Source organism: [Borrelia] turdi (genome assembly GCF_030439285.2).
Lineage (GTDB): Bacteria > Spirochaetota > Spirochaetia > Borreliales > Borreliaceae > Borreliella > Borreliella turdi.
The window spans coordinates 133,344-153,061 of sequence record NZ_CP124018.1; the positions used below are offsets into that span (position 1 = coordinate 133,344).

15 protein-coding genes are annotated in these 19,718 nt (G+C 29.3%); 4 read left to right on the top strand and 11 right to left on the bottom strand.

Going from position 1 to position 19,718, the window contains the following annotated elements; all coding sequences use genetic code 11:
* The first annotated feature begins 92 nt into the window (after positions 1–92).
* Positions 93–1,982 carry a penicillin-binding protein gene (locus QIA31_RS01195; protein ID WP_301393887.1) on the top strand — a complete coding sequence of 630 codons (1,890 nt, stop codon included), beginning with the start codon at positions 93–95 and terminating at the stop codon, positions 1,980–1,982.
* Here QIA31_RS01195 and QIA31_RS01200 read toward each other — a convergent pair whose 3' ends face one another.
* From QIA31_RS01200 to QIA31_RS01220, 5 genes are all read right to left on the bottom strand, one after another.
* Positions 1,983–3,875, bottom strand: coding sequence for an AMP-binding protein (locus QIA31_RS01200; RefSeq protein ID WP_301393889.1), 1,893 nt, complete (start codon positions 3,873–3,875; stop codon positions 1,983–1,985). It abuts the gene before it with no gap.
* Between the two features lie 603 nt (positions 3,876–4,478).
* Positions 4,479–4,787 carry a PG0541 family transporter-associated protein gene (locus tag QIA31_RS01205; protein ID WP_151060566.1) on the bottom strand — a complete coding sequence of 103 codons (309 nt, stop codon included), beginning with the start codon at positions 4,785–4,787 and terminating at the stop codon, positions 4,479–4,481.
* Between the two features lies 1 nt (position 4,788).
* On the bottom strand, positions 4,789–8,001 hold the full coding sequence (locus QIA31_RS01210) for an efflux RND transporter permease subunit (protein WP_301393892.1): 3,213 nt from the start codon (positions 7,999–8,001) through the stop codon (positions 4,789–4,791).
* Positions 8,002–8,019: 18 nt separating this feature from the next.
* Positions 8,020–8,967, bottom strand: a complete 948-nt coding sequence (locus QIA31_RS01215) for an efflux RND transporter periplasmic adaptor subunit (protein WP_301393893.1) — start codon at positions 8,965–8,967, stop codon at positions 8,020–8,022.
* Between the two features lie 11 nt (positions 8,968–8,978).
* Positions 8,979–10,214: a TolC family protein gene (locus QIA31_RS01220; RefSeq protein WP_301385448.1), complete on the bottom strand. Its 1,236-nt coding sequence runs from the start codon at positions 10,212–10,214 to the stop codon at positions 8,979–8,981.
* Between the two features lie 111 nt (positions 10,215–10,325).
* On the opposite strand from QIA31_RS01220, the gene yidD reads away from it, so the two are divergent.
* A complete protein-coding gene (yidD, locus tag QIA31_RS01225; RefSeq protein ID WP_151060562.1) occupies positions 10,326–10,616 on the top strand; it encodes a membrane protein insertion efficiency factor YidD in 291 nt (96 codons plus the stop codon).
* On the opposite strand, the gene QIA31_RS01230 is transcribed toward yidD, so the two are convergent.
* From QIA31_RS01230 to fliD, 5 genes are all read right to left on the bottom strand, one after another.
* Entirely contained in the window at positions 10,605–11,480 is an 876-nt protein-coding gene (locus QIA31_RS01230; protein ID WP_301394453.1) for a glycine betaine ABC transporter substrate-binding protein, read from the bottom strand. The two genes, yidD and QIA31_RS01230, sit on opposite strands and share 12 nt — an antisense overlap.
* A gap of 23 nt (positions 11,481–11,503) precedes the next feature.
* Positions 11,504–12,403: an ABC transporter permease gene (locus QIA31_RS01235; RefSeq protein ID WP_301385453.1), complete on the bottom strand. Its 900-nt coding sequence runs from the start codon at positions 12,401–12,403 to the stop codon at positions 11,504–11,506.
* Positions 12,404–12,409: 6 nt separating this feature from the next.
* Positions 12,410–13,528 carry an ATP-binding cassette domain-containing protein gene (locus QIA31_RS01240; RefSeq protein WP_301393895.1) on the bottom strand — a complete coding sequence of 373 codons (1,119 nt, stop codon included), beginning with the start codon at positions 13,526–13,528 and terminating at the stop codon, positions 12,410–12,412.
* Positions 13,529–13,680: 152 nt separating this feature from the next.
* On the bottom strand, positions 13,681–14,691 hold the full coding sequence (gene flaB / locus QIA31_RS01245) for a flagellin FlaB (RefSeq protein WP_151060559.1): 1,011 nt from the start codon (positions 14,689–14,691) through the stop codon (positions 13,681–13,683).
* 126 nt (positions 14,692–14,817) lie between these two features.
* The gene (gene fliD, locus QIA31_RS01250) at positions 14,818–16,815 is read right to left on the bottom strand and encodes a flagellar filament capping protein FliD (protein ID WP_301393897.1); all 1,998 of its coding nucleotides are present in this window, start codon (positions 16,813–16,815) and stop codon (positions 14,818–14,820) included.
* A gap of 174 nt (positions 16,816–16,989) precedes the next feature.
* Here fliD and nagA point away from each other — a divergent pair, with 174 nt between their 5' ends.
* Together nagA and nagB are read left to right on the top strand one after the other, a co-directional pair.
* Positions 16,990–18,195, top strand: coding sequence for an N-acetylglucosamine-6-phosphate deacetylase (nagA, locus tag QIA31_RS01255; protein ID WP_301393899.1), 1,206 nt, complete (start codon positions 16,990–16,992; stop codon positions 18,193–18,195).
* Positions 18,196–18,221: 26 nt separating this feature from the next.
* A complete protein-coding gene (gene nagB, locus QIA31_RS01260) occupies positions 18,222–19,028 on the top strand; it encodes a glucosamine-6-phosphate deaminase (RefSeq protein WP_301393901.1) in 807 nt (268 codons plus the stop codon).
* A 68-nt stretch (positions 19,029–19,096) separates the two neighbouring features.
* Here nagB and QIA31_RS01265 read toward each other — a convergent pair whose 3' ends face one another.
* Positions 19,097–19,708 carry a superoxide dismutase gene (locus tag QIA31_RS01265; protein ID WP_301393904.1) on the bottom strand — a complete coding sequence of 204 codons (612 nt, stop codon included), beginning with the start codon at positions 19,706–19,708 and terminating at the stop codon, positions 19,097–19,099.
* Positions 19,709–19,718 lie beyond the last annotated feature (10 nt).

Sequence of the window (19,718 nt, forward strand, 5' to 3'; positions counted from 1 at the left end):
GAATATAATAACATATAATAATGTAGATACAAAAAAAATGAATAATTTTTTATTTCACATAGTCATAAAATAATTTAAGAGGTCCAAAATTCATGACCAAAAAAATACTTAATAATAAGTATCGAATAAAGATGGTATTAACAATATTTTTAGGAATAACTTTGCTAACTATTTACAAATACTTCATACTAATGGTCTTTAATAACAGCCCAAACAACACAACACCTTTAAAATCAAATGATATTGTCAAAAGAGGAACAATTTACGATAGAAATGGAAAACCAATAGCATTCTCTTCAAAGTCATACTCAATCGGAACAAATCCTCAAAAAATAGAAAACATTGTCAGCACATCTGAAACTCTTGGTGCAATACTCCAAATTGATTCAAAAATTCTAAAGGAAAAGCTTTCTTCAAATAAAGAATTTTTATATATAAAAAGAAAAATAAAAAGAGAAGAATCGGATTTGATTAAAAGAATTCAAGCTGAAGGCAGACTCTCAAACATTGCTTTATATCCTGATTACACAAGAATTTACCCTTTTAGACATATCACAAGCAATATTACTGGCTTTGTAGGAACAGATAATCTTGGCCTTGAGGGCATTGAATTTTCTCTAAACAGCATATTGGGAAAAGATAAAACCAGACAACAATTTTTAAACGAAGAATTAGAAACAAATAACATCTACTTAACAATAGACATGAATATACAACAGGGTGTTAGCAAAATCGCTAAAAAATACTTTAAAGAAAATAATCCTGAAAGTTTGATTGCTTTAGTAATGAACTCCCAAAATGGAGAAATACTCTCTATGGTTCAATTCCCCCAATATGATGCGAACTTTTATTCTGAATATCCTGAAGAAATACGAAAAAACCTTTCTTCATCGCTAGCCTATGAGCCTGGAAGCATTAATAAAATTTTTACAGTTGCAATAATTTTAGAAAGTGGAAAATTAAATTTGGGAGAAAAATTTTTAGACAATGGAATATATCAAAAACAATTTCCATCAGGAGAGAAAATTACAATCAAAACCTTAAATCCTCCCTATAAATATATCGATTCTACAGAGATTTTAATCTATTCATCAAATGTAGGAATAGCTTATATTACTGAGAAAGTTAGCAATGAATACTTTTATAAAAAACTCTTAGATTTTGGATTTGGGAAAAAAGTTGGATTTCCATTTCCTGGAGAGACAAAAGGTCTTCTAAATCATTATTTAAAATGGTCAGGACGAAGTAAAGCTACAATTGGATTTGGACAAGAAATAGGGGTGTCAGCAGTTCAAATATTACAAGCTGCAAGCATACTAAGCAACAATGGAATAATGTTAAAACCCAGAATAATAAAAAAAATAAGTAACGATAAAGGAGAAAATATTAAAGAATTTGATAAAGAAGAAATAAAAAGAGTAATATCTAAGAATTCAGCACAAAAAGTTTTAAAAATGATGAGAGAAGTTGTAAATAAAGGTGGAATTCCTAATCTTAAAATTAAAAATCTTGACATTTCTGCAAAAAGCGGAACATCTCAAGCTATTGATAGAAAAACCGGCAAATACTCAGAAGAAGACTATACATCTTCTATCTTGGCAATATATCCTACAGAACAACCAAAATACATTATTTATATTGTATACAGATACCCAAAAAAAATAATATATGGAACAAGAATAGCAGCCCCAATGGCAAAAGAAATAATAGAATTTATTGAATACCAACAAAATACAAGCACATATAACAAAATCAAAATACCATCAAAAATCAAAATACCTAAAATAGCTACCAATTATAAAAACAAAGCATACTTGCCAAATTTTATCAACCTTTCTAAAAGAGAAGCAATAGACATGCTAAAACACTATAAAAGCAATATAAAAATAAAAATAAATGGCAAAGGATTTGTTTATAAGCAAAACATACCCCCCAATACAAAATTAGAAGATATAGTAAAGCTTGAACTGTATTTAAAATAATCAGGCAAATAAATTTTTAATTTCATTTTTATAAAAATTTAAAATATAACTTCGCTTAATATCCATTTTAATCGATATTTCCTTACCAACTTCAAATGGCTTTTCTAAAAGAGCAAACTTCAATATCTGTTCAAAAGGCTTAAATCCATTAGCTCTATTGATTAATTTTTTTATTTCATCATTTATAGCCTTAAGAACAATATTATTTGAAATAATTTGACGCCTATTATTAGCATCAAAAATCTTTTGCCCAACACTTTCTAAATATTTATTTATTTCTTCAAAATTTGGGAGAATAAGAGCGCCTAAAAATTTTTGATCCTGCCCTACAACAACCGCTTTTTCTATTAAGATTGATTCTTCAAGCTTAATCTCAATTGGAGCAGGCTCAACATTCTCTCCATTATTCAAAACAATTGTATCTTTTTCTCGACCAATAATTTGAACAACATTGTCTTTAGACAATTTTACAATATCACCTGTATTTAAAAACCCATCAGAACCAATAATCTTATAAGTTGCTACTCTGTCCTTGTAATATCCAAGCATTACTTGAGGCCCTTTTACAAATAAAATTCCTTTTCCGGGTTTTTTAAGCTTATTCCCATCAGAATCTCTAATCTCAGCAACAGTTCCGGGTAAAATTTTCCCACAAGTACCAATGATCACTTTTTTATGCTTATTAGAAGCTACTCCTGGCGAAGTTTCTGTCAATCCATAAGCATTAGCTAATTCAATACCAATTGAATTAAAAAATCTAACAACAGACAAAGGCATACTCCCACCACCAGTAATTCCAACAACAAAATTATTGCCTAAAATTTTATTTATTTTATTAAAAATCAAAATATTTCCCAAAGCTTTAAAAGGAAATATGCAGATTAACCCAAATATTCCTAAAATTTTCTTTATAGGGAAAAATAAATTAAACCCATTGTCCGGATAAAGTCCCATTACCATCCTATAGCAAATATCGCTAAGAAAAGCTAATTTTATAAAAAAATGAAAAATTATTCTAGAAATAAACGACCTTTTGGAAACTTCTTTGTAAATATTTTGTCTTATTGCAATCCAAAGCCTAGGAACAGCTGCAATATAATGGGGATTAATATTTCTAATGTCATCAAGCATTGCCCTTGGAACAATGGTAGAAAATAAACAAACCATACCCTTGAGAAAAATATTGTAAGAAAAAGATCTTTGAAAGGAATGCCAAATTGGCAAAATACACATAAATATTTGTCCCACTTGTGTATCAACCATTAAACTAAAACTAGAAACCTGATAAAGAAGGTTAGCATGACTGAGCATAACCCCCTTTGGATGGCCCGTTGTTCCAGAAGTATATATTATTGTTGCCATATCATTAGAATCAACTTTACTTGCAATCTCAATAATTTCTATATCTTTTCTTAAACTATCTCCCAATAAAATACAATCGCTATAAGTATGAATTTCAAAATCACTATACTTTAGCCTATCTTCTTTGCTCAAATTTTCAATGATAATAAATATTGGCTTTATTGTAAATTGAATTTGAACAAACATATCAAGAAGACTTAAATTTTCTAAAATAACTACACCTGGAAGAATAGAGTTAAAAATAATTTCAGCTTCAAAAAGAGTAATATCAGAGCCTTTTGGAACATCAACAGCACCCAAAGATAAAATTGCAAAATCTATAACAGACCACTCGGACCTATTCTCAGAGCAAATAAATATTTTATCTTGATACTTAACATTGATTGACTTTAAAAAGGAAGCAAGCTTTAAAACATTGTTTTTTAAGTCGCCATAAGTAACGCGGGCATATCCATTGCAAATTTTATATATTTGAGCAATTTTGTCCTTTTGTTGATCAGCCACTTCAAAGAATGCCTTTGCTATTGACATATAATCCTCCTTTTAACAAAATTAATATGGTTTATTATATCATTATTAACCATAAATTCATAAAAAATTTTTATAAAGCTTTCCCACTATTATAAAAAATACACAAAAAGCTAATAAGAATAAAAACCTAAAAAATCAAAACTAAGTTTAAAAAATAGCTTAAAAGCTAAAAATAAATTTCCGTTTTAATATTTTAGCAAGTAATATTTTTCTCAAAATATATAAAACATCAAACATCATCAAATTACTTTCACAAGTATAAAAACAACATTATTAAGATCCATTTTATTACCTTTAAAATAATCAATCACCTTTTCTAAGAAGGATCCTTATATTTCTTTTAAAAAAGGAATATAGTTTTTTTGTAATAAATATTTATTCATTTAAAATAAAATCTCCGCAAGACCATTAACATAAATTTAATCGCCTGACTGTAACAGTCTAAGTTTCTTTTAAAATATTTTATTGAGTGAAAGTTTTGAAAACTTAGCAACGAATATCAACCTTCTTTAAGGTATATTTTAAACCCTAATTTTAAAACATAATTCTTATTATTCAAAAATTTATTACCCAAAGCAGCAATCAAAATCCTACTCCCAAGCATTAATTTCTCAAAATAAAAAAATTAACTCCCTCTGTAGGGTAAGAACGATTCAAATTATCTACAATGTCCTTTAATTTATTAACAATAGATTGGTTGGAAGTATAAATAATCAGAATAAAATTTTCTTCAGGCCAAACACCGTTACCATGCTTTTCCCCCTTCTTGCCTTTTCCATAAACATTTTCTATCTTAGAATAATATATAGGCTCCCCAAACTCTCGCTCTATTTTTCCTATACATTCAAAAATATCGAGCTCTAAAGATAAATTGGAAATTATTTCAATCCTATATCTATAAAATTTAGTCATATTAATCTCCATCTTCTTCAAATAAATTATCATAACTACTTTTAGTTGAATTATTAATTTTGAATGATTTTTCAACATCTCCACTAAGAACCACTCTTTTTAACCTAGATTTAATACTTGAAACAATATTAGAAAAAATATCAAAAAGCAGGGGAATAAAAAGCAGAGTAAGAAATGTACTTGCTGTCATTCCGCCAATAAAAGTGAATGCAATTGGCTTTAAAAGTTCATTCCCACTCCCACTAGAAAATGCCATCGGAATAAGCCCTATTATTGAAGTTAAAGAAGACATTAAAATTGGTCTAAACCTTGAACGACAAGACTCAATAATTGCTTCTCTTAGACCAAACCCCCTCTTAATCAATAAACCAGTATAATCTACAAGAACAATTCCAGTATTTACCACAACACCAACAAGCATAAGCATTCCAATTGCGGCAAAAATAGAAAGTTTTTCTCCTACAAGAAAATGTATGAGTACAACTCCTATTGCCGTCAAAGGAATTGTAAAAATAATAATAAAGGGTTTTAAAAAAGATTCAAATTGAGAAGCCATAATACCAAAGACAACAATAATGGCCATCATAATAATTATTTTAAACTGATCCATAATATTTGAAAATTCATTATACTCTCCTTCAACCTTAAGCACTATGCCCTCTTTATGAGGCACCTTATTGTTAATAAAATCTATGACTTTTGCGGTTACTTGAGTTAAATTACTATTTGGAGAAATAGATGCACTAAGATAAATAGTTAAAGCTTGATTTTCTCTATAAATGGCTTCGGCTTTATTAGTTTTTTCAAAAGTAGCTATTGATGAAAAAGGAATTTTAATTCCAGATGAATTTGTAATAAATATTTTTTCTAAGTCTTTTAAATTTTTAACATCCATTCTATCAAGCTTAAGAACAATATCATAATTAAGCCCATTCTCTACATATTGTCCAGCAATAACACCATTAATATTGGCCTTCAATTCATTTAAAATGGTATTCATATCAACGCCATAATTATAAGCTAACGCTCTGTCTATCTCAACGCTAATTTGAAGTTGAAAATCATTTATATTAAGTCTTGGATTTACAAGTTCAGGAATTTCCTTTCTTAACATAGAAACTAAAACTTTTCCATAATCTTTTATATATTCAAAATCATTCCCTGAAATTTTAATTTTAATAGAATCTTCGCCACCTAAAGCATTGCCACCAGAAGGCTCAATATTATATTCAGGATAAAGATTCCCAATGCGATTCATAATTTTATATTTAATAGCATCATAATCTATACTTTCAATCAAATTATCTTTTACTTCTTCTTTAAGAGGAAACAATATATTGAAAGTTATTCTGTCAGCGCTCAAGGTAGAAATAATGCTTTTATATCCTTTAGCCTCGCTTTTTACAATTTCTAAAAATTTATTAGAATAAAATTTTGCATATTCTAAATTAGTTTTATGAGGAAAATTTAAATTAATAATAATGGAATTCTCTTTCCCTCTGCTAAAAGTTGTCACATCTAGCAATGATCCTAAAAACAAGCTACCAATAAAACTAGAAAAAACAATTAATCCAAAAATCAATTTGTGATTTAAAACTATATTTAATAAATTGATATAAAAAAATTCTAAAAAATAATAAATACTAGAAAAAAAGGCATCAATTTTCCTAATAAAAGCACCCTTAATATTTTTTTGAAAGCTCGTGTATAAACCAACATAATGACTTGATAAAACAGGAACTAAAAAAATCGCAACTAAAAGAGAAACCCCTAAAGAAATAACAATCGTAAATGAAAAGTCTTTAAAAAAATATCCATATATCCCAAGTTCTGATTTAAAAATAAGAAATGGACCAAAAACGCAAATAGAAGTAAGAGTTGAAGATGTAATAGGCAGCATCATTTCTTGGGCTCCTAGGATAGAAGATGAAATAAGCTTTGCTCCTTTTTGCCTATATTTGTATATATTGTCTATTACAACAATTGAACAGTCAACAACCATTCCAATCCCAAGCGCAAGACCTGCAAGACTCATAATATTAAGAGAAACATTTACAAAATACATTAAACAAAAGGTCAAAACAATTGCTATTGGAATAGAAATTGCAATGATTATTGTAGCCCTAAAGCTTCTTAAAAAGAAAAAAATCACAAATATTGCAAGCATAGCTCCAAAGTAGGCTGAATCTACAACCGTTGAAATGGACGCTTTAATAAAATCGGTACTATCAGAAACAATTTCTAATCTTATATCTTTAGGCATAGATAATTTCAATTTTTCTATTTCGCTCTTAATAACATTAGAAACTGCAATAGAATTGGCATCACTACGCTTTTGAACCGATAAAGAGATTGAAGGCAAGCCATTATATTCAACATATTCTAACAAATCTTCAAAATCGGTTTTAATATTAGCAATATCTTTAAGTTTTATCTCAATAACAGATGAATTTATGCCAGAAGAAATATCGGGCATCTTATAAGCTATAACCACATTGCCTATCTCTTCAATCGATTTAAATTTTCCAGATACTTGAACTAAATATTCTAAGTTGTTCTCCAATATATTCCCAGCTGAAAGTTCCAAATTTTGAGATGCTATAATCGAAGATATTCTTGATAAAGAAAGCCCATAAGACTCTAATCTATTTTGAGAAACTTCAATTAAAACACGTTTTTTACTTCCACCATTAACATTAACAATTGCAACTCCATCAAGCCTTTCAAGTCCGGGTTTAATAATCTCATCGGCATATCTTTTAAGCTCAGAAACTGGCCTTACAGAATTAATAAGAATTTTCATTACAGGAATATTTTTAAGATTGTATCTAAAAATTCTGGGAGTCTGCGACTTACTAGGCAATGAAGATTTTACCAATTCAAGAGCATCTCGAATTTCATTTAAAACCAAATCTAAATCGGTCCCATGATAAAATTCAAGTGAAACAGTGCTACTTTCTTTAGAAGAAGTACTATATATATTTTTCAAATTTTTTACAGAACTCAAACCACTCTCAAGAACTCTAGAAACACTCTCTTCGACTTCCTTAGGAGAAGCACCGGGATAAACAGTATAAATACTTATTTGAGGGATATCAATTCCAGGCAAAAGGTCTACCTTTAATCTTGAAAAGGTATATAAACTTATCATCATTAACAATGAAAATAAAATCAACATTGTTATTGGTTTGCCAACGATTCTCTTTACCAACATAAAACATCTCCCAATAAATTAAATATTGCTTTCAGCTGAAAGACTCTCTTTTGTATCCACCAAATTTATTGGAGTTCCATTAGAAAGAGTAGACATGCCTTCTACTACAACTAGATCATTCTCCTGAACCTCTCCCGAAAGAGCCACAATGTCATCTATTTCAAAAAGTACTGTAACAGGTAGCATTTGAACAATTTTGCCCTCTAAATCAAGCTTAAATACAAACTTTTTACCCTCTCTCTCAACAATAGCCCCTCTTGGAATCTTAATTACATCTTTAAAGCGTTTAGTAATAAGTTTGATTTTAGAAAACATACCAATAATCAGTTTATCTAAATTATTACCAATAGGTGTAAGATATACTTCGATAGTACGACTTTTAGAATCTAAAACAGGAGATATCTCTGAAACTTTAGCTTTAAACTTTTCATTAGGATAAGCTCTAACCTCAACAATAGCATCATTTCCAACCTTAACATTTGAAATATATTTCTCAGACACATAAGTTAAAATTTGCTTTGTATCCATTCTTCCTACTACTGCTATGCTAGACTGAGGATTGACTGTCTCACCAATTCTTTTTCTAATATTTAAAATATATCCTGAGATTGGCGCTCTTACTGGATTTTTCAAATATACAGAACCAGGCTTTGAAGGATCAAGAGTTGCAACTATTTGTCCCTTTTGAACATAAGCTCCAAGCTTTATTTTCAAGGAAGTTATTTTACCTGTAGTATCTGGGAAAATATCTGCCTTAACTTTTGTATCTATATCTCCATTTAAAGATAAATAATCACTCAGGATTCCCTTTTTAACTTTTATGGCAATTACTGGAAATCTATAAGGACTTTCTTTTCCTTCATTAATATTTTCATCTAACTTGTTATTGCCCACACATCCAACTAAGACGACTAAGACTAATAAATATTTTTTAAAATATAAATTAATATTAAAAATCAAATTCATAAAAATACCTCTTAATCTAATGAATTTATTAAATCCTTATATTCAAGTATAGAATTAGAATAATTCAATTTATCTTCAACAAGCTTTAAATCGCTCTGTTTATAAACAAATTCAATATCATTTAGCTTGGAAAGATCTATGATCCCGGAATTAAAAGCATTAAATGCCATTTGATAATTTTTATTAGCTAATTCTACATTAATTTTAGAAGCATCAAGAATCGATTTATATCTTCTAATATCTTTTCTTTTTTGCACAATGCTAGATTTTAAATTTCTAATTTTATCCTCAATATTGTTTTGCAATATTTTTAGTTGATAGTTGTTATCTTGTATTTTTGTAAAACTCTTTGAAAATGGAAATATTTCGGTTAAACCATAATTTAAGCTAAAAGACGCTGAAAACCCACTTGAAAAACCTTTAGAATTTTCATGAAATGATCTATAAGGGGAGTAAGAAAATGAGAGCAAAAGACTTGGTAAAAAAGTATCTAGCCAAATCGAACTAATAAGCTGCTCTGTCATTTTTAAGCGCATATTTAATTTCTTAATCTCTAATGATTCATTAAAATTTAACACTTCATTAAATAAAGAAAAATCTATTGTCTCATCTGGCAATTCTCCAATAATCTCAAAATCTTGATCAGGATCTAATCCTATTAATAATTTGAAAATTTCTTTTGATTTTTCAAAATTAATAATCTGACCATCTAAATCTGGTTGAGACTTTTTATACTTAAGCTGCGCATCAAGGAAATCTATTTCTGATATTAGTCCATTATTATAAGCAATTCTAGCTTGTTCAAATTTAAGTTTACTATTTTGTATCTGGCTTTCAAAAACCTTTAAAATACTCTTTAAAGCTATTAATTGATTGTAAGACTTAAGAACATTTAACTTAATATTACGAATAGCACTCTCCCTTTCTATTTTTGCATTATCATACTCCAACATAATAAGTTCAATCTTCTTTAAAACAGAAGGCGACAAAGAAAGACTAACAGAGACTCCAAACCCCAAGCCCCAATAATCTCTCTCAAGCTCACTCGAAACAGAAGGATTTCTACTAAACGTAGAGCTAAGGTTAACATTTGGAACAAAAACATTCCATGCATTATTTTTATAAAGTTTTTTTATGTTTTCCTTGTACCTAGCATTTTCCGAATCTAAGCTACTTCTTAAAGCCATATTTACAGCTTGTTTTGGTGATATTTGAATAATTTCAGCAAAAGAAAAAGAGACAGTCATAAAAATTAAAAAAATTTTTTTAATTCAAAGCCCCCTTAATAAAAATTATTAACCTTAATTAATATTTTTAATTCACTTGATTAATCATTATATTATAATACAATTCTAAATATGAACATTCTCAAAATTTTCTTTATATTAAATTATATTATTATTTTTTTAATAAAAATTTACCAAAACACTTTTTCTAAAGTATTTGGACTGCAATGTATATACAACCCTACTTGCTCAAAATATTCAATTGAATGCCTTAAAAAATACAATCTTCCAACGGCCTTAACATTAATGACATTAAGAATAATAAGATGTAATGCATTATTTAAAGGGGGATGCGATTTTATTCCTAAATGCAATCCCATCTCAACATCTTTAAAAGAATTTCAAAAAAGATTAATCAAATAAGGTCTTATATTTTTCTGGAACCCACATCTTTACAATTTCTTTATTCTTTTCAACAAATTCGACTGCATTGCGATACTCTTTACCTGGCTCTTTATCATTTCTATCCATCAAAGGCAATATTAAATCATCATTCCAATAAAAATGATCAAAAACATAATATGCATCAAGATCATCATTTTCAAGACCAAGCCTAACAAGAGTGTGCACACTCTCAATCCCTCCCATAATTAAATCAGGATCATCAAGCAATTTAATATCGTACCTAGAAAAAGCCCAATGGGGCTTCCACAAAGGAACCAAAACCCATTCGTTTCTCTTTATTGAAGAATCTAAACTTGCAAGCATAACACTCTCACTTGAAGGAACTAGCTCATACTCTTTACTTAATCCATAATGATCTAGCGCTTGTTCTGTGACAATCTGAGTCCCGGCGCCAGCATCTATGCCAATCATCTTATTCTTAAACTTAGACCCTTTGCCTTTAAGCTCACTAATACTAGAAATTGGAACATAGCTTGGCACCACAAACCCCTGAATAGTTCCTTCATAATTTGCGCCAAGATCAACAAATTTTGCTTTCAATTTTTCGTAATAAAATTTATCAGCTGTGGGAAGCCAAGAAGATACAGTACCATCTACTTTGCCAGATGCCAAGTATTGATACATTACGGATGTAGTAACTGAAAATATTTCTGCATTGTAACCTATTTTCTCAAAAACAACTTTTAATACATTTGTAGCTGCTGTTTCTCCACCCCAATTCACATATGCAATTTTTACCGATTTCAAATTATTTAAACTCTTTTTCTCATCGCAAGATAAAAAAATAAGAAAAATACAAAATCTAATTAATAATTTATACATAAAATTCATAAAATACCTTCCATTTATTTATTATACATTTCCAAAAATCTTTTAAATTTATTTTCTCTCTTTCCTCCATAATGGTCCGTATTCAAATAGCTAAATTTAATAAAGATAGACTGCATAATCCTATCTAAAATAATAGCTATAATAACAACTGCTAATCCAGATATTAACCCTTCACCAAAATTTAATCTTTCTATAGAATAAATCACAGTTCTGCCCAAACCAGACGATCCAACCATTGCAGCAATCACTATCATAGATATCGCCATCATTATTGACTGGTTAATGCCTTCAATTATACTCTGAAGAGAAAGAGGAAGCTGAACCTGTAAAAGAATGCGCAAATTACTACTGCCAAAAGACTTGGCCGCTTCTATTACTTCATCTGAAACTTGAACAATTCCTAACCTTGTATATCTAATAACAGGAGGCATAGCAAAAACTATTGTAGCAAAAATAGCTGAAGCTGTACCCATTCCAAAAAAAGGAATAGCGGGAATCAAGTAAATAAACGGGGGCATAGCTTGCATTAAATCTAAAATGGGTTTTAAAAAAACATAAAATTTTGGAAAATATCCTCCAAAAATACCTATAGGAATTCCCAAAATAACAGAAACAAATACAGAAACAAATATAATAGCTATTGTATCCATTGAAGCTTCCCAAAGATTAAAATACAAAATAAAAAAGAACCCAGGCAAAATCAAAAATACCAATCTCTTTTTTAAGAAAATAAAACTTAGAAAGCATACAATTAAAATAAAAATAATGGGATTAACAAAAAGAAATAAATTTTTCAAATTTTCATATAAAAAAATTATACTTTTAGAAAAACCTATTCCATCAGAAATTGAAAAATTATCAACTAAAAAATCAAAAAAATTATCTATTTTTGATATAAAAAAATCTTTATTCATAAATTCCTATCTTGACAATAAGTCGGAAATTTCATTTAAATTAATATATCCGACAATAGCTCCTCTTTCTTTTATTATTAGATAGTCTTGCTTATTCAAATATTCAACAATTTTTTTTATCTCATCATCTAACTCTAAATTTAAAGATACAAGATTATCATATCTTTTATTAAGCACTTTATCGTATAAACTAAAATTTTCACCTTGATATTTAATAACAACATTTAAGCCATCATCACTACTAGAGTTTAAATCAAAATCATCTCTTATAATATCTTTTATTTTTAAAATATTTAAAACAGGCAAATTTTTAATAAAATGAGATATAAAATCCGTACTAGGATTGGCTAAAATTTCCAAAGGTTTGCCAACTTGGATAATATTTCCATCTTTCATAAAAGCAATTCTATGTCCCAATTTAAAAGCCTCAATTAAATCGTGAGTAATAAACACAACTGTTTTTTTAAGCTTAGCTACTAATCTTAAAAGTTCTTCCTGCATTTCTCCTTTAATTAATGGATCAAGCGCCGAAAAAGCTTCATCCATTAAAAGAATATCTGGATTAACTACCAATGCTCTTGCTATTCCAACCCTTTGCTTCATCCCTCCAGAAAGTTCATCAATATACTTATATTTTGAATCTTCAAGTCCTACAAGATTTAATACCTCAATAGCACGTTCTTCTCTAACTTTCCTAGGGATATGCTTGACTTCAAGTCCATAAGTAACGTTTCTCAATACATTCATATGGGGGAAAAGTCCAAAGTTTTGAAAAACCATTGCAAATTTATCTTTTCTTAAATTAGAAAGATCTTTGCGATTTATAGCATTCATTTCCATGTTATTTACTAAAATAGATCCCGAATCTATCTTGTAAATACCATTTAAGCATCTAACTAAAGTAGACTTACCACAACCTGACATACCCATAATAACTAAAATTTCATTTTCATAAACATCAAGATTAATATTGGCATTTGCAATAAAGATAGAAGATTCTTTGTAAATTTGCATTCTATCTTTACCATCTTCATAATCTTTTATAGCTTGACTTATCTGTTTTTTGTCAACATAATAAGAAAACGCTTTATAACAATCCCTAATTTTAACAGTAACCCTACTCAAGGCAAACTCCTCAATAAGCCTGCATTATACTTAATAACACATTATTATAAATTATACTAAAATTATTAAATTTTTGCCGATCCTAAATAAAAAAACAAAAGATCCTCTTAAAGGATCTTTTGTTAATAATTCGCACTAATTGATTTAAAATTTTATCTAAGCAGTGACAAAACATATTGGGGAACTTGATTAGCCTGTGCAATCATTGCCATTGCAGATTGTGTTAAAATACTATTAGTTGTAGCTGCTACAACCTCATCGGTCATTGTAGCATCTTTTATTTGCGCATAAGATGCTTTTAAATTTTCAATAGCATACTCAGTGCTATCCTTTATAGATTCAAGCCTATTTTGGAAAGCACCCAAATTTGCTCTTTGATCACTTATCATTCTAATAGCATTTTCTATTTTAGCAAGAGATGTATTAGCGTCAACTGTAGTTGTAACATTAACAGGAGAATTAACTCCACCTTGAGAAGGCGCTGTAGCAGGTGCTGGCTGTTGAGCTCCTTCTTGTTGAACACCTTCTTGAACAGGTGCAGCCTGAGCAGATTGAGCTCCCTCGCCAGAAAATAGATTTGCAACATTAGCTGCATAAATATTTACAGCAATAGCTTCATCTTGATTTGCTCCCACATGAACTCTTAAGGTCCAAGAAGCCTGAGACCCTGAAAGTGATGCTGGTGTATTAATTTTTGCAGGTTGCATTCCAAGCTCTTCAGCTGTTCTTACATTTTGAGAAGAAGATTTGTTTGACAACATGTGCATTTGGTTATATTGAGCTTGATCAGCAATTCTATTAATCTCGTCTGTAAGTTGCTCTATTTCAATTTGTATAGAACCCCTGTCTGCGTCTGAATATGTACCGTTACCTGATTGAACTGCTAATTCTTTCATTCTTACTAAAACTTTTTCTACTTCATTTAAATTCCCTTCTGTTGTCTGAATAAAATTAATAGCCTTAGAAGTGTTTCTAGAAGCTTGTGATAAGCCTCTTATTTGAGCATTAATCTTACCAGAAACTCCCATACCAGCAGCATCATCAGAAGCTCTATTAATTCTGTAACCACTAGAAAGCTTCTCTTGAGTCTTGCTAAGATTAGCAGCATTAATGCCATTATTTCTTGAAGCATTAATAGCTGATGTATTATGATTTATAATCATATATCATTCCTCCATGATAAAATTTAATTATTTATTTTTGGCAAATCCTTTTACCTGTTAAAAAGAATAGCACAAAAATTTAAAAAAAAGAAACGTAGGTAGCAAAGCATTAAAAATAAATTGTTATTATCTATTTCTTTGATTAAAATCAAAAGCCTTTAATGTATTTTCCTGATCTTTCATGCGCTTAACTGTAAAATCCAAAGTATTCAACTCGCCTTCTATTTTCCTCTCTCTATCATCATACTTCTTTTTATAATCTTCAACCTTATTTTTTTGATTAGCAATTTTCAAGTCGTAATTTTTTATTTTATTATAAATAACTCCTCCAGAAGTCACAAGAGGCAACAAACAATCTCCTAGCATTTTGGCAATCCCATTATCATATACTCTATCGCCATTAAAATCAAATAAAAAAAGTTCTCTAACATTATCAATGTTGTTGCGAATTGATTCATCAAACTTTTTCTCATCAATCCTTAAATATCTAGAAAGTCCTCCAGAAGAAGAAATGGAGTTGGTAAACACCCCCATCTGATTAATTATTGAAAAATTAGGATCACTAGTAACATAAGGCTTAAAAATTATTGATTCTAGCCTGGATTTAAGATTTTTCAATAAAAATTCAGACCTTAGAATGCCTAAATTTTTATAAGCCTCTTCTTTTTGAGACTCGCTAAGGTAAGTCAACTCTTCAACTATAGTAGACTTTTGATTACCAAGCTGATCTTCATTAGAACTTACAATGTTAATCTCAGCCAGAACCTCATTATAAGCACCAATAAAATCTAAAAGAACTCTCTTAATCCCCTCATAATCGGGTTCAATTTTAGCCTCAACAATATCACTTGAAGCTTTTTTTAAACTTAATGTCACATTTGGAACTAAATCGTTAATAACATTTGAATCTCTTTCAACATCTACTCCATCAAAATTAATTTTTGCATTCTCAGCAAAACTTTTAGCATTTATTGGCAAATGACCATCTCTATTTTTTGGATCAAAAACTTCGACATTAGTAATAACAATTACTTTATTATTTGCCTTATTTTCAATATTTATTTCTTCTAAATTAGAAAGAGATCCAATATCAACTTCAACTTCTTCAAAGTTATTTGAAATATTTATTAAAGGAAGCTCTAAAGATCCCTCCTTGCTAGATATTTTAACCATATTCATTTGAATATATTTTTTTTCTAAAGGAATTTTTAAATCAGATCCAAGATCAACTACACTATCTTCACTGTCAACTTTTGCATCCTTAAATGTAGCTTCTCCGGGATTAAAAATAATTTTGTTATCAGACTCTTCTAAGCCTGTATCAAAATACTTAATTTCAAATTTAATTTTACTCCTAGATGTAATTTTAATATCTTCAGGAATTTCAATAGACACCTCTGAAAGCGGATTTAAAACAAGATTTTTATTTTCAAAAGCAAGGCTATTATTGTTACTAGATTGATTTAAAACAATATCTGAAAGGATAGGATTAAAATTGGTCTTCAATTCACTTAAAATGCCAATTTGCTTGGCAAAAGACAATCCTTCTCCCTTGATAACAAGTTTATTTTCTTTGCCTTCCTTTAAAGATTGCAAGATAAAACGACTATTCCCATTTTTATCACTTTTTACTATTTTTGCAGATAAAAACCCCTTTCCTTTGTTATTAATATCTCTAACAAGTAAATCGATATTTCCATTACTTTTTACATTAATTTCTTTTTTCCCGACTAAAAATATATAATCTCCTTCTGGAATTGTAACCTTTTTAGGATCAAAGCTTGAAGACAAAAACACATCAGCTGATGCTATTTGATCAACAATTAATTTGTGAGTCTCATTCTTAGATCCATATCGAGTAGATAAAGTCAAAATTTCACTATTACTAGAATTTCCTGACATTAAATTAAAAGGACTGTTAAATGACGTAATTTCTTTTGCAAGAGAATTTAAAGTAGAAATTTTTCTATTAATTAACTGCCAAGCACTTTTCTCTTGCTCTAAAGATTCAAGTTTCTTAAAAGAAGAATCAATTTTAGCTTTATCGGGCTTAAGCATGGACTCACGAATTTCTTTAGTATTATATTTACTCTCAAGTCCAGGAACAAAAAATCCTGATGCCATAATAACGCCCTCCAAAGTGTATTATATCATTAATAAAATTGAAAATAAAATATAATAAATTTTAAAACATAAACTTTTAAACATCCAAACGCTTTAAAATAAAAAAATATAAATACGCAAAAACTTTAAAAAAGATAAATTTTTATAGTAAAATAAATTAAAAGGAGCATAAAAATGCCAAGTTTTTGCTTATTTAATTCAAAATCCGTTTTAACTGGAAACGACAAACTAGATAATTCAGCAGTCCTAATTAAGAACAACAAAATTTTTGATATTGTAACATCTGATAGGCTTAAAAAAATGGATCTCAAAGAATACCAAATGATTGACACAAAAGGCAATTATATAACTCCTGGACTTTACGACAGCCATATTCATGGATTTCACGGTCATGGGACAGACAAGTGTTCGACAGAATCAATACTTAAAATGTCAGAGTATTTAGCACAATACGGCGTAGTAGGATTTTTACCAACTCTTTATCCAAGACCAATAGATGAAATGATTCAAACAATAAAAGCTTGCACAGCAGCAATTGGTAAAGAAAAGGGAGCTAAAATTTTAGGACTTCATCTTGAAGGGCCATTTTTCTCCCCTGAAAAAAGAGGAGCACACCCTGTCTCCTATCTTCACGAGCCTAGCATTGAAGTTATGAAAAAACTAATAGATGCGGCTGGTGGGGTATTTACAGGCTCAAACGGTAAAAAAAAAACAAATATAAGCACAATGACCGTTGCCCCTGAACTTAAAGGAATGAGAGAACTTGCAATGTTTTGCCTTGAAAACAATATAAACCTTCAAGCAGGACACACAAACGCAAAATATGAAAATATGATAGAAGGATTTCAAGTCGGAATACTTCACACAACCCATTTTTTCAACGCAATGTCAAAACTTGACCACAGAAATCCAAATGCAATTGGGGCAGTATTAATACATGGCGATGTTTCTTGTGAAATTATTGCAGATGGTCATCATATACACCCAAAATTAGTCTTAATGCTAAGAAAGCTTAAAGATATAAGTAAAATAGTCCTTGTAACTGACGGACTTACTCCAAATTTTCAAACTTCTGGAAAATTAATTGCAAACGGAGATGAAGTTTATATTGCAGAAGATGGATTATTCCATAGCGTAAAAAGTAACACCATAGCTGGATCAACACTTACAATGATACAAGGACTTAGGAATTTAGTAGAATTCGGCTACAGTTTAAGCGATGCCGTTCAAGCAAGTTCCTACAATCCAACAAGAATTCTTAATATTGATAAAAAGGGGTTAATATGCCATGGATATGATGCAAACATAAATGTCTTGGATAAAGATTTTAATCTAAAGTTAACAATGATAGAATCTAGAATAATTTTTAACAATCTTTAACTTTAACCCATTTTAAGGAGATTGCAATGAGATTAATAATCAGACCTACGTACGAAGACATATCAAAGTGGGCAGCCAATCACGTAGCACAAAAAATTAAAGAATTTTCTCCAACAAAAGAAAAGCCATTTATCCTTGGACTTCCAACAGGAAGCTCTCCAATCGGCATGTACAAGAATTTAATTAAATTAAATAAAAATAAACAAATTTCATTTCAAAATGTCATAACTTTTAACATGGATGAATACATAGGAATTGAAAAAAGCCATCCTGAAAGCTACCATTCATTTATGTGGAAAAATTTTTTTTCTCACATTGATATTAAAAAAGAAAACATAAATATACTAAATGGAAATGCTTTAAATCTTAAAAAAGAATGTGAGGAATATGAAAAAAAAATCAAATCTTTTGGGGGAATAATGCTTTTTGTAGGTGGAATAGGCCCTGATGGTCACATTGCTTTTAACGAACCAGGCTCTTCCTTAACATCAAGAACAAGAATCAAAACTTTAACTCAAAATACAATCATTGCTAATTCAAGATTTTTTGAAGGCAATCCGAACAAAGTTCCCAAAAGCGCTCTAACTGTTGGGGTTGGAACAATTATGGATTCACAAGAAATTTTAATAATAGTAAACGGACACAATAAAGCAAGAGCATTAAAGCATGCTATTGAAAAAGGCGTTAATCATATGTGGACAATTAGTGCACTTCAATTACATAAAAATGCAATCATAGTATCTGACAAAAATGCAACTTATGAATTAAAAGTTGGAACAGTAGAATACTTTAACGACATAGAAAGAGAAAACTTCAATAATGATTTAAGATAAATTACTTAACATTTTAGAATAAAATACTAGCTTTAAAATTAAAAATTTTTATCTTTATAAAATAAAAGCTAATTATTAGCTTCATTGTAAATTTTTGAAACTTCTTCCCAATTTAAAGCCTTTAAAAATGCATCAACATATTCAATTCTTCTATTTTGATATTTAAGATAATAGGCATGCTCCCAAACGTCAATGCCTAAAATTGGTTTATAAGACTTCATTAAAGGGCTATCCTGATTAGGCATTGAAATGACTTTAAGCTTACTATCAGGACACAATACTAACCATGCCCAACCACTTCCAAAAACTTTCATTGCAGTATCTTTTAAGTTAGCTTTAAGAACATCTAGGCTTCCAAAAGCTATATTGACATCATTTTTAAAATTTTCCAAAAGATTGCTCTTGTTCCCTGGTTTTAAAGTTCTAAAATATAAAGTATGGTTTGAATAACCCCCAGCATTATTTCTTATTAAAGTTTGAAATTCATCTGGAAAATCCTGAATATTTTTTAATATGCTTGACACATCTTTTAAATGACTTTTTCCCATTTTTTCAAAAATAGAATTCAAATTCATCACAAAACCATTATGATGCTTACTATGATGAATTTCCATAGTTTTAGCATCAATATAAGGCTCAACAGCATCATAATTGTAACCAAGTTCTGGTAGTTTAAACATAAAAACCTCC

Bases quoted from the DNA above. Each gene is read 5' to 3' on its own strand.
- QIA31_RS01200 (WP_301393889.1), bottom strand. From the start codon at position 3,875: ATGTCAATAGCAAAGGCATTCTTTGAAGTGGCTGATCAACAAAAGGAC.
- QIA31_RS01235 (WP_301385453.1), bottom strand. From the start codon at position 12,403: ATGAATAAAGATTTTTTTATATCAAAAATAGATAATTTTTTTGATTTT.
- QIA31_RS01215 (WP_301393893.1), bottom strand. From the start codon at position 8,967: ATGAATTTGATTTTTAATATTAATTTATATTTTAAAAAATATTTATTA.
- QIA31_RS01220 (WP_301385448.1), bottom strand. From the start codon at position 10,214: ATGACTGTCTCTTTTTCTTTTGCTGAAATTATTCAAATATCACCAAAA.
- QIA31_RS01205 (WP_151060566.1), bottom strand. From the start codon at position 4,787: ATGACTAAATTTTATAGATATAGGATTGAAATAATTTCCAATTTATCT.
- yidD (WP_151060562.1), top strand. From the start codon at position 10,326: ATGAACATTCTCAAAATTTTCTTTATATTAAATTATATTATTATTTTT.
- nagA (WP_301393899.1), top strand. From the start codon at position 16,990: ATGCCAAGTTTTTGCTTATTTAATTCAAAATCCGTTTTAACTGGAAAC.
- fliD (WP_301393897.1), bottom strand. From the start codon at position 16,815: ATGGCATCAGGATTTTTTGTTCCTGGACTTGAGAGTAAATATAATACT.
- flaB (WP_151060559.1), bottom strand. From the start codon at position 14,691: ATGATTATAAATCATAATACATCAGCTATTAATGCTTCAAGAAATAAT.
- QIA31_RS01210 (WP_301393892.1), bottom strand. From the start codon at position 8,001: ATGTTGGTAAAGAGAATCGTTGGCAAACCAATAACAATGTTGATTTTA.
- QIA31_RS01195 (WP_301393887.1), top strand. From the start codon at position 93: ATGACCAAAAAAATACTTAATAATAAGTATCGAATAAAGATGGTATTA.
- nagB (WP_301393901.1), top strand. From the start codon at position 18,222: ATGAGATTAATAATCAGACCTACGTACGAAGACATATCAAAGTGGGCA.
- QIA31_RS01230 (WP_301394453.1), bottom strand. From the start codon at position 11,480: ATGTATAAATTATTAATTAGATTTTGTATTTTTCTTATTTTTTTATCT.
- QIA31_RS01265 (WP_301393904.1), bottom strand. From the start codon at position 19,708: ATGTTTAAACTACCAGAACTTGGTTACAATTATGATGCTGTTGAGCCT.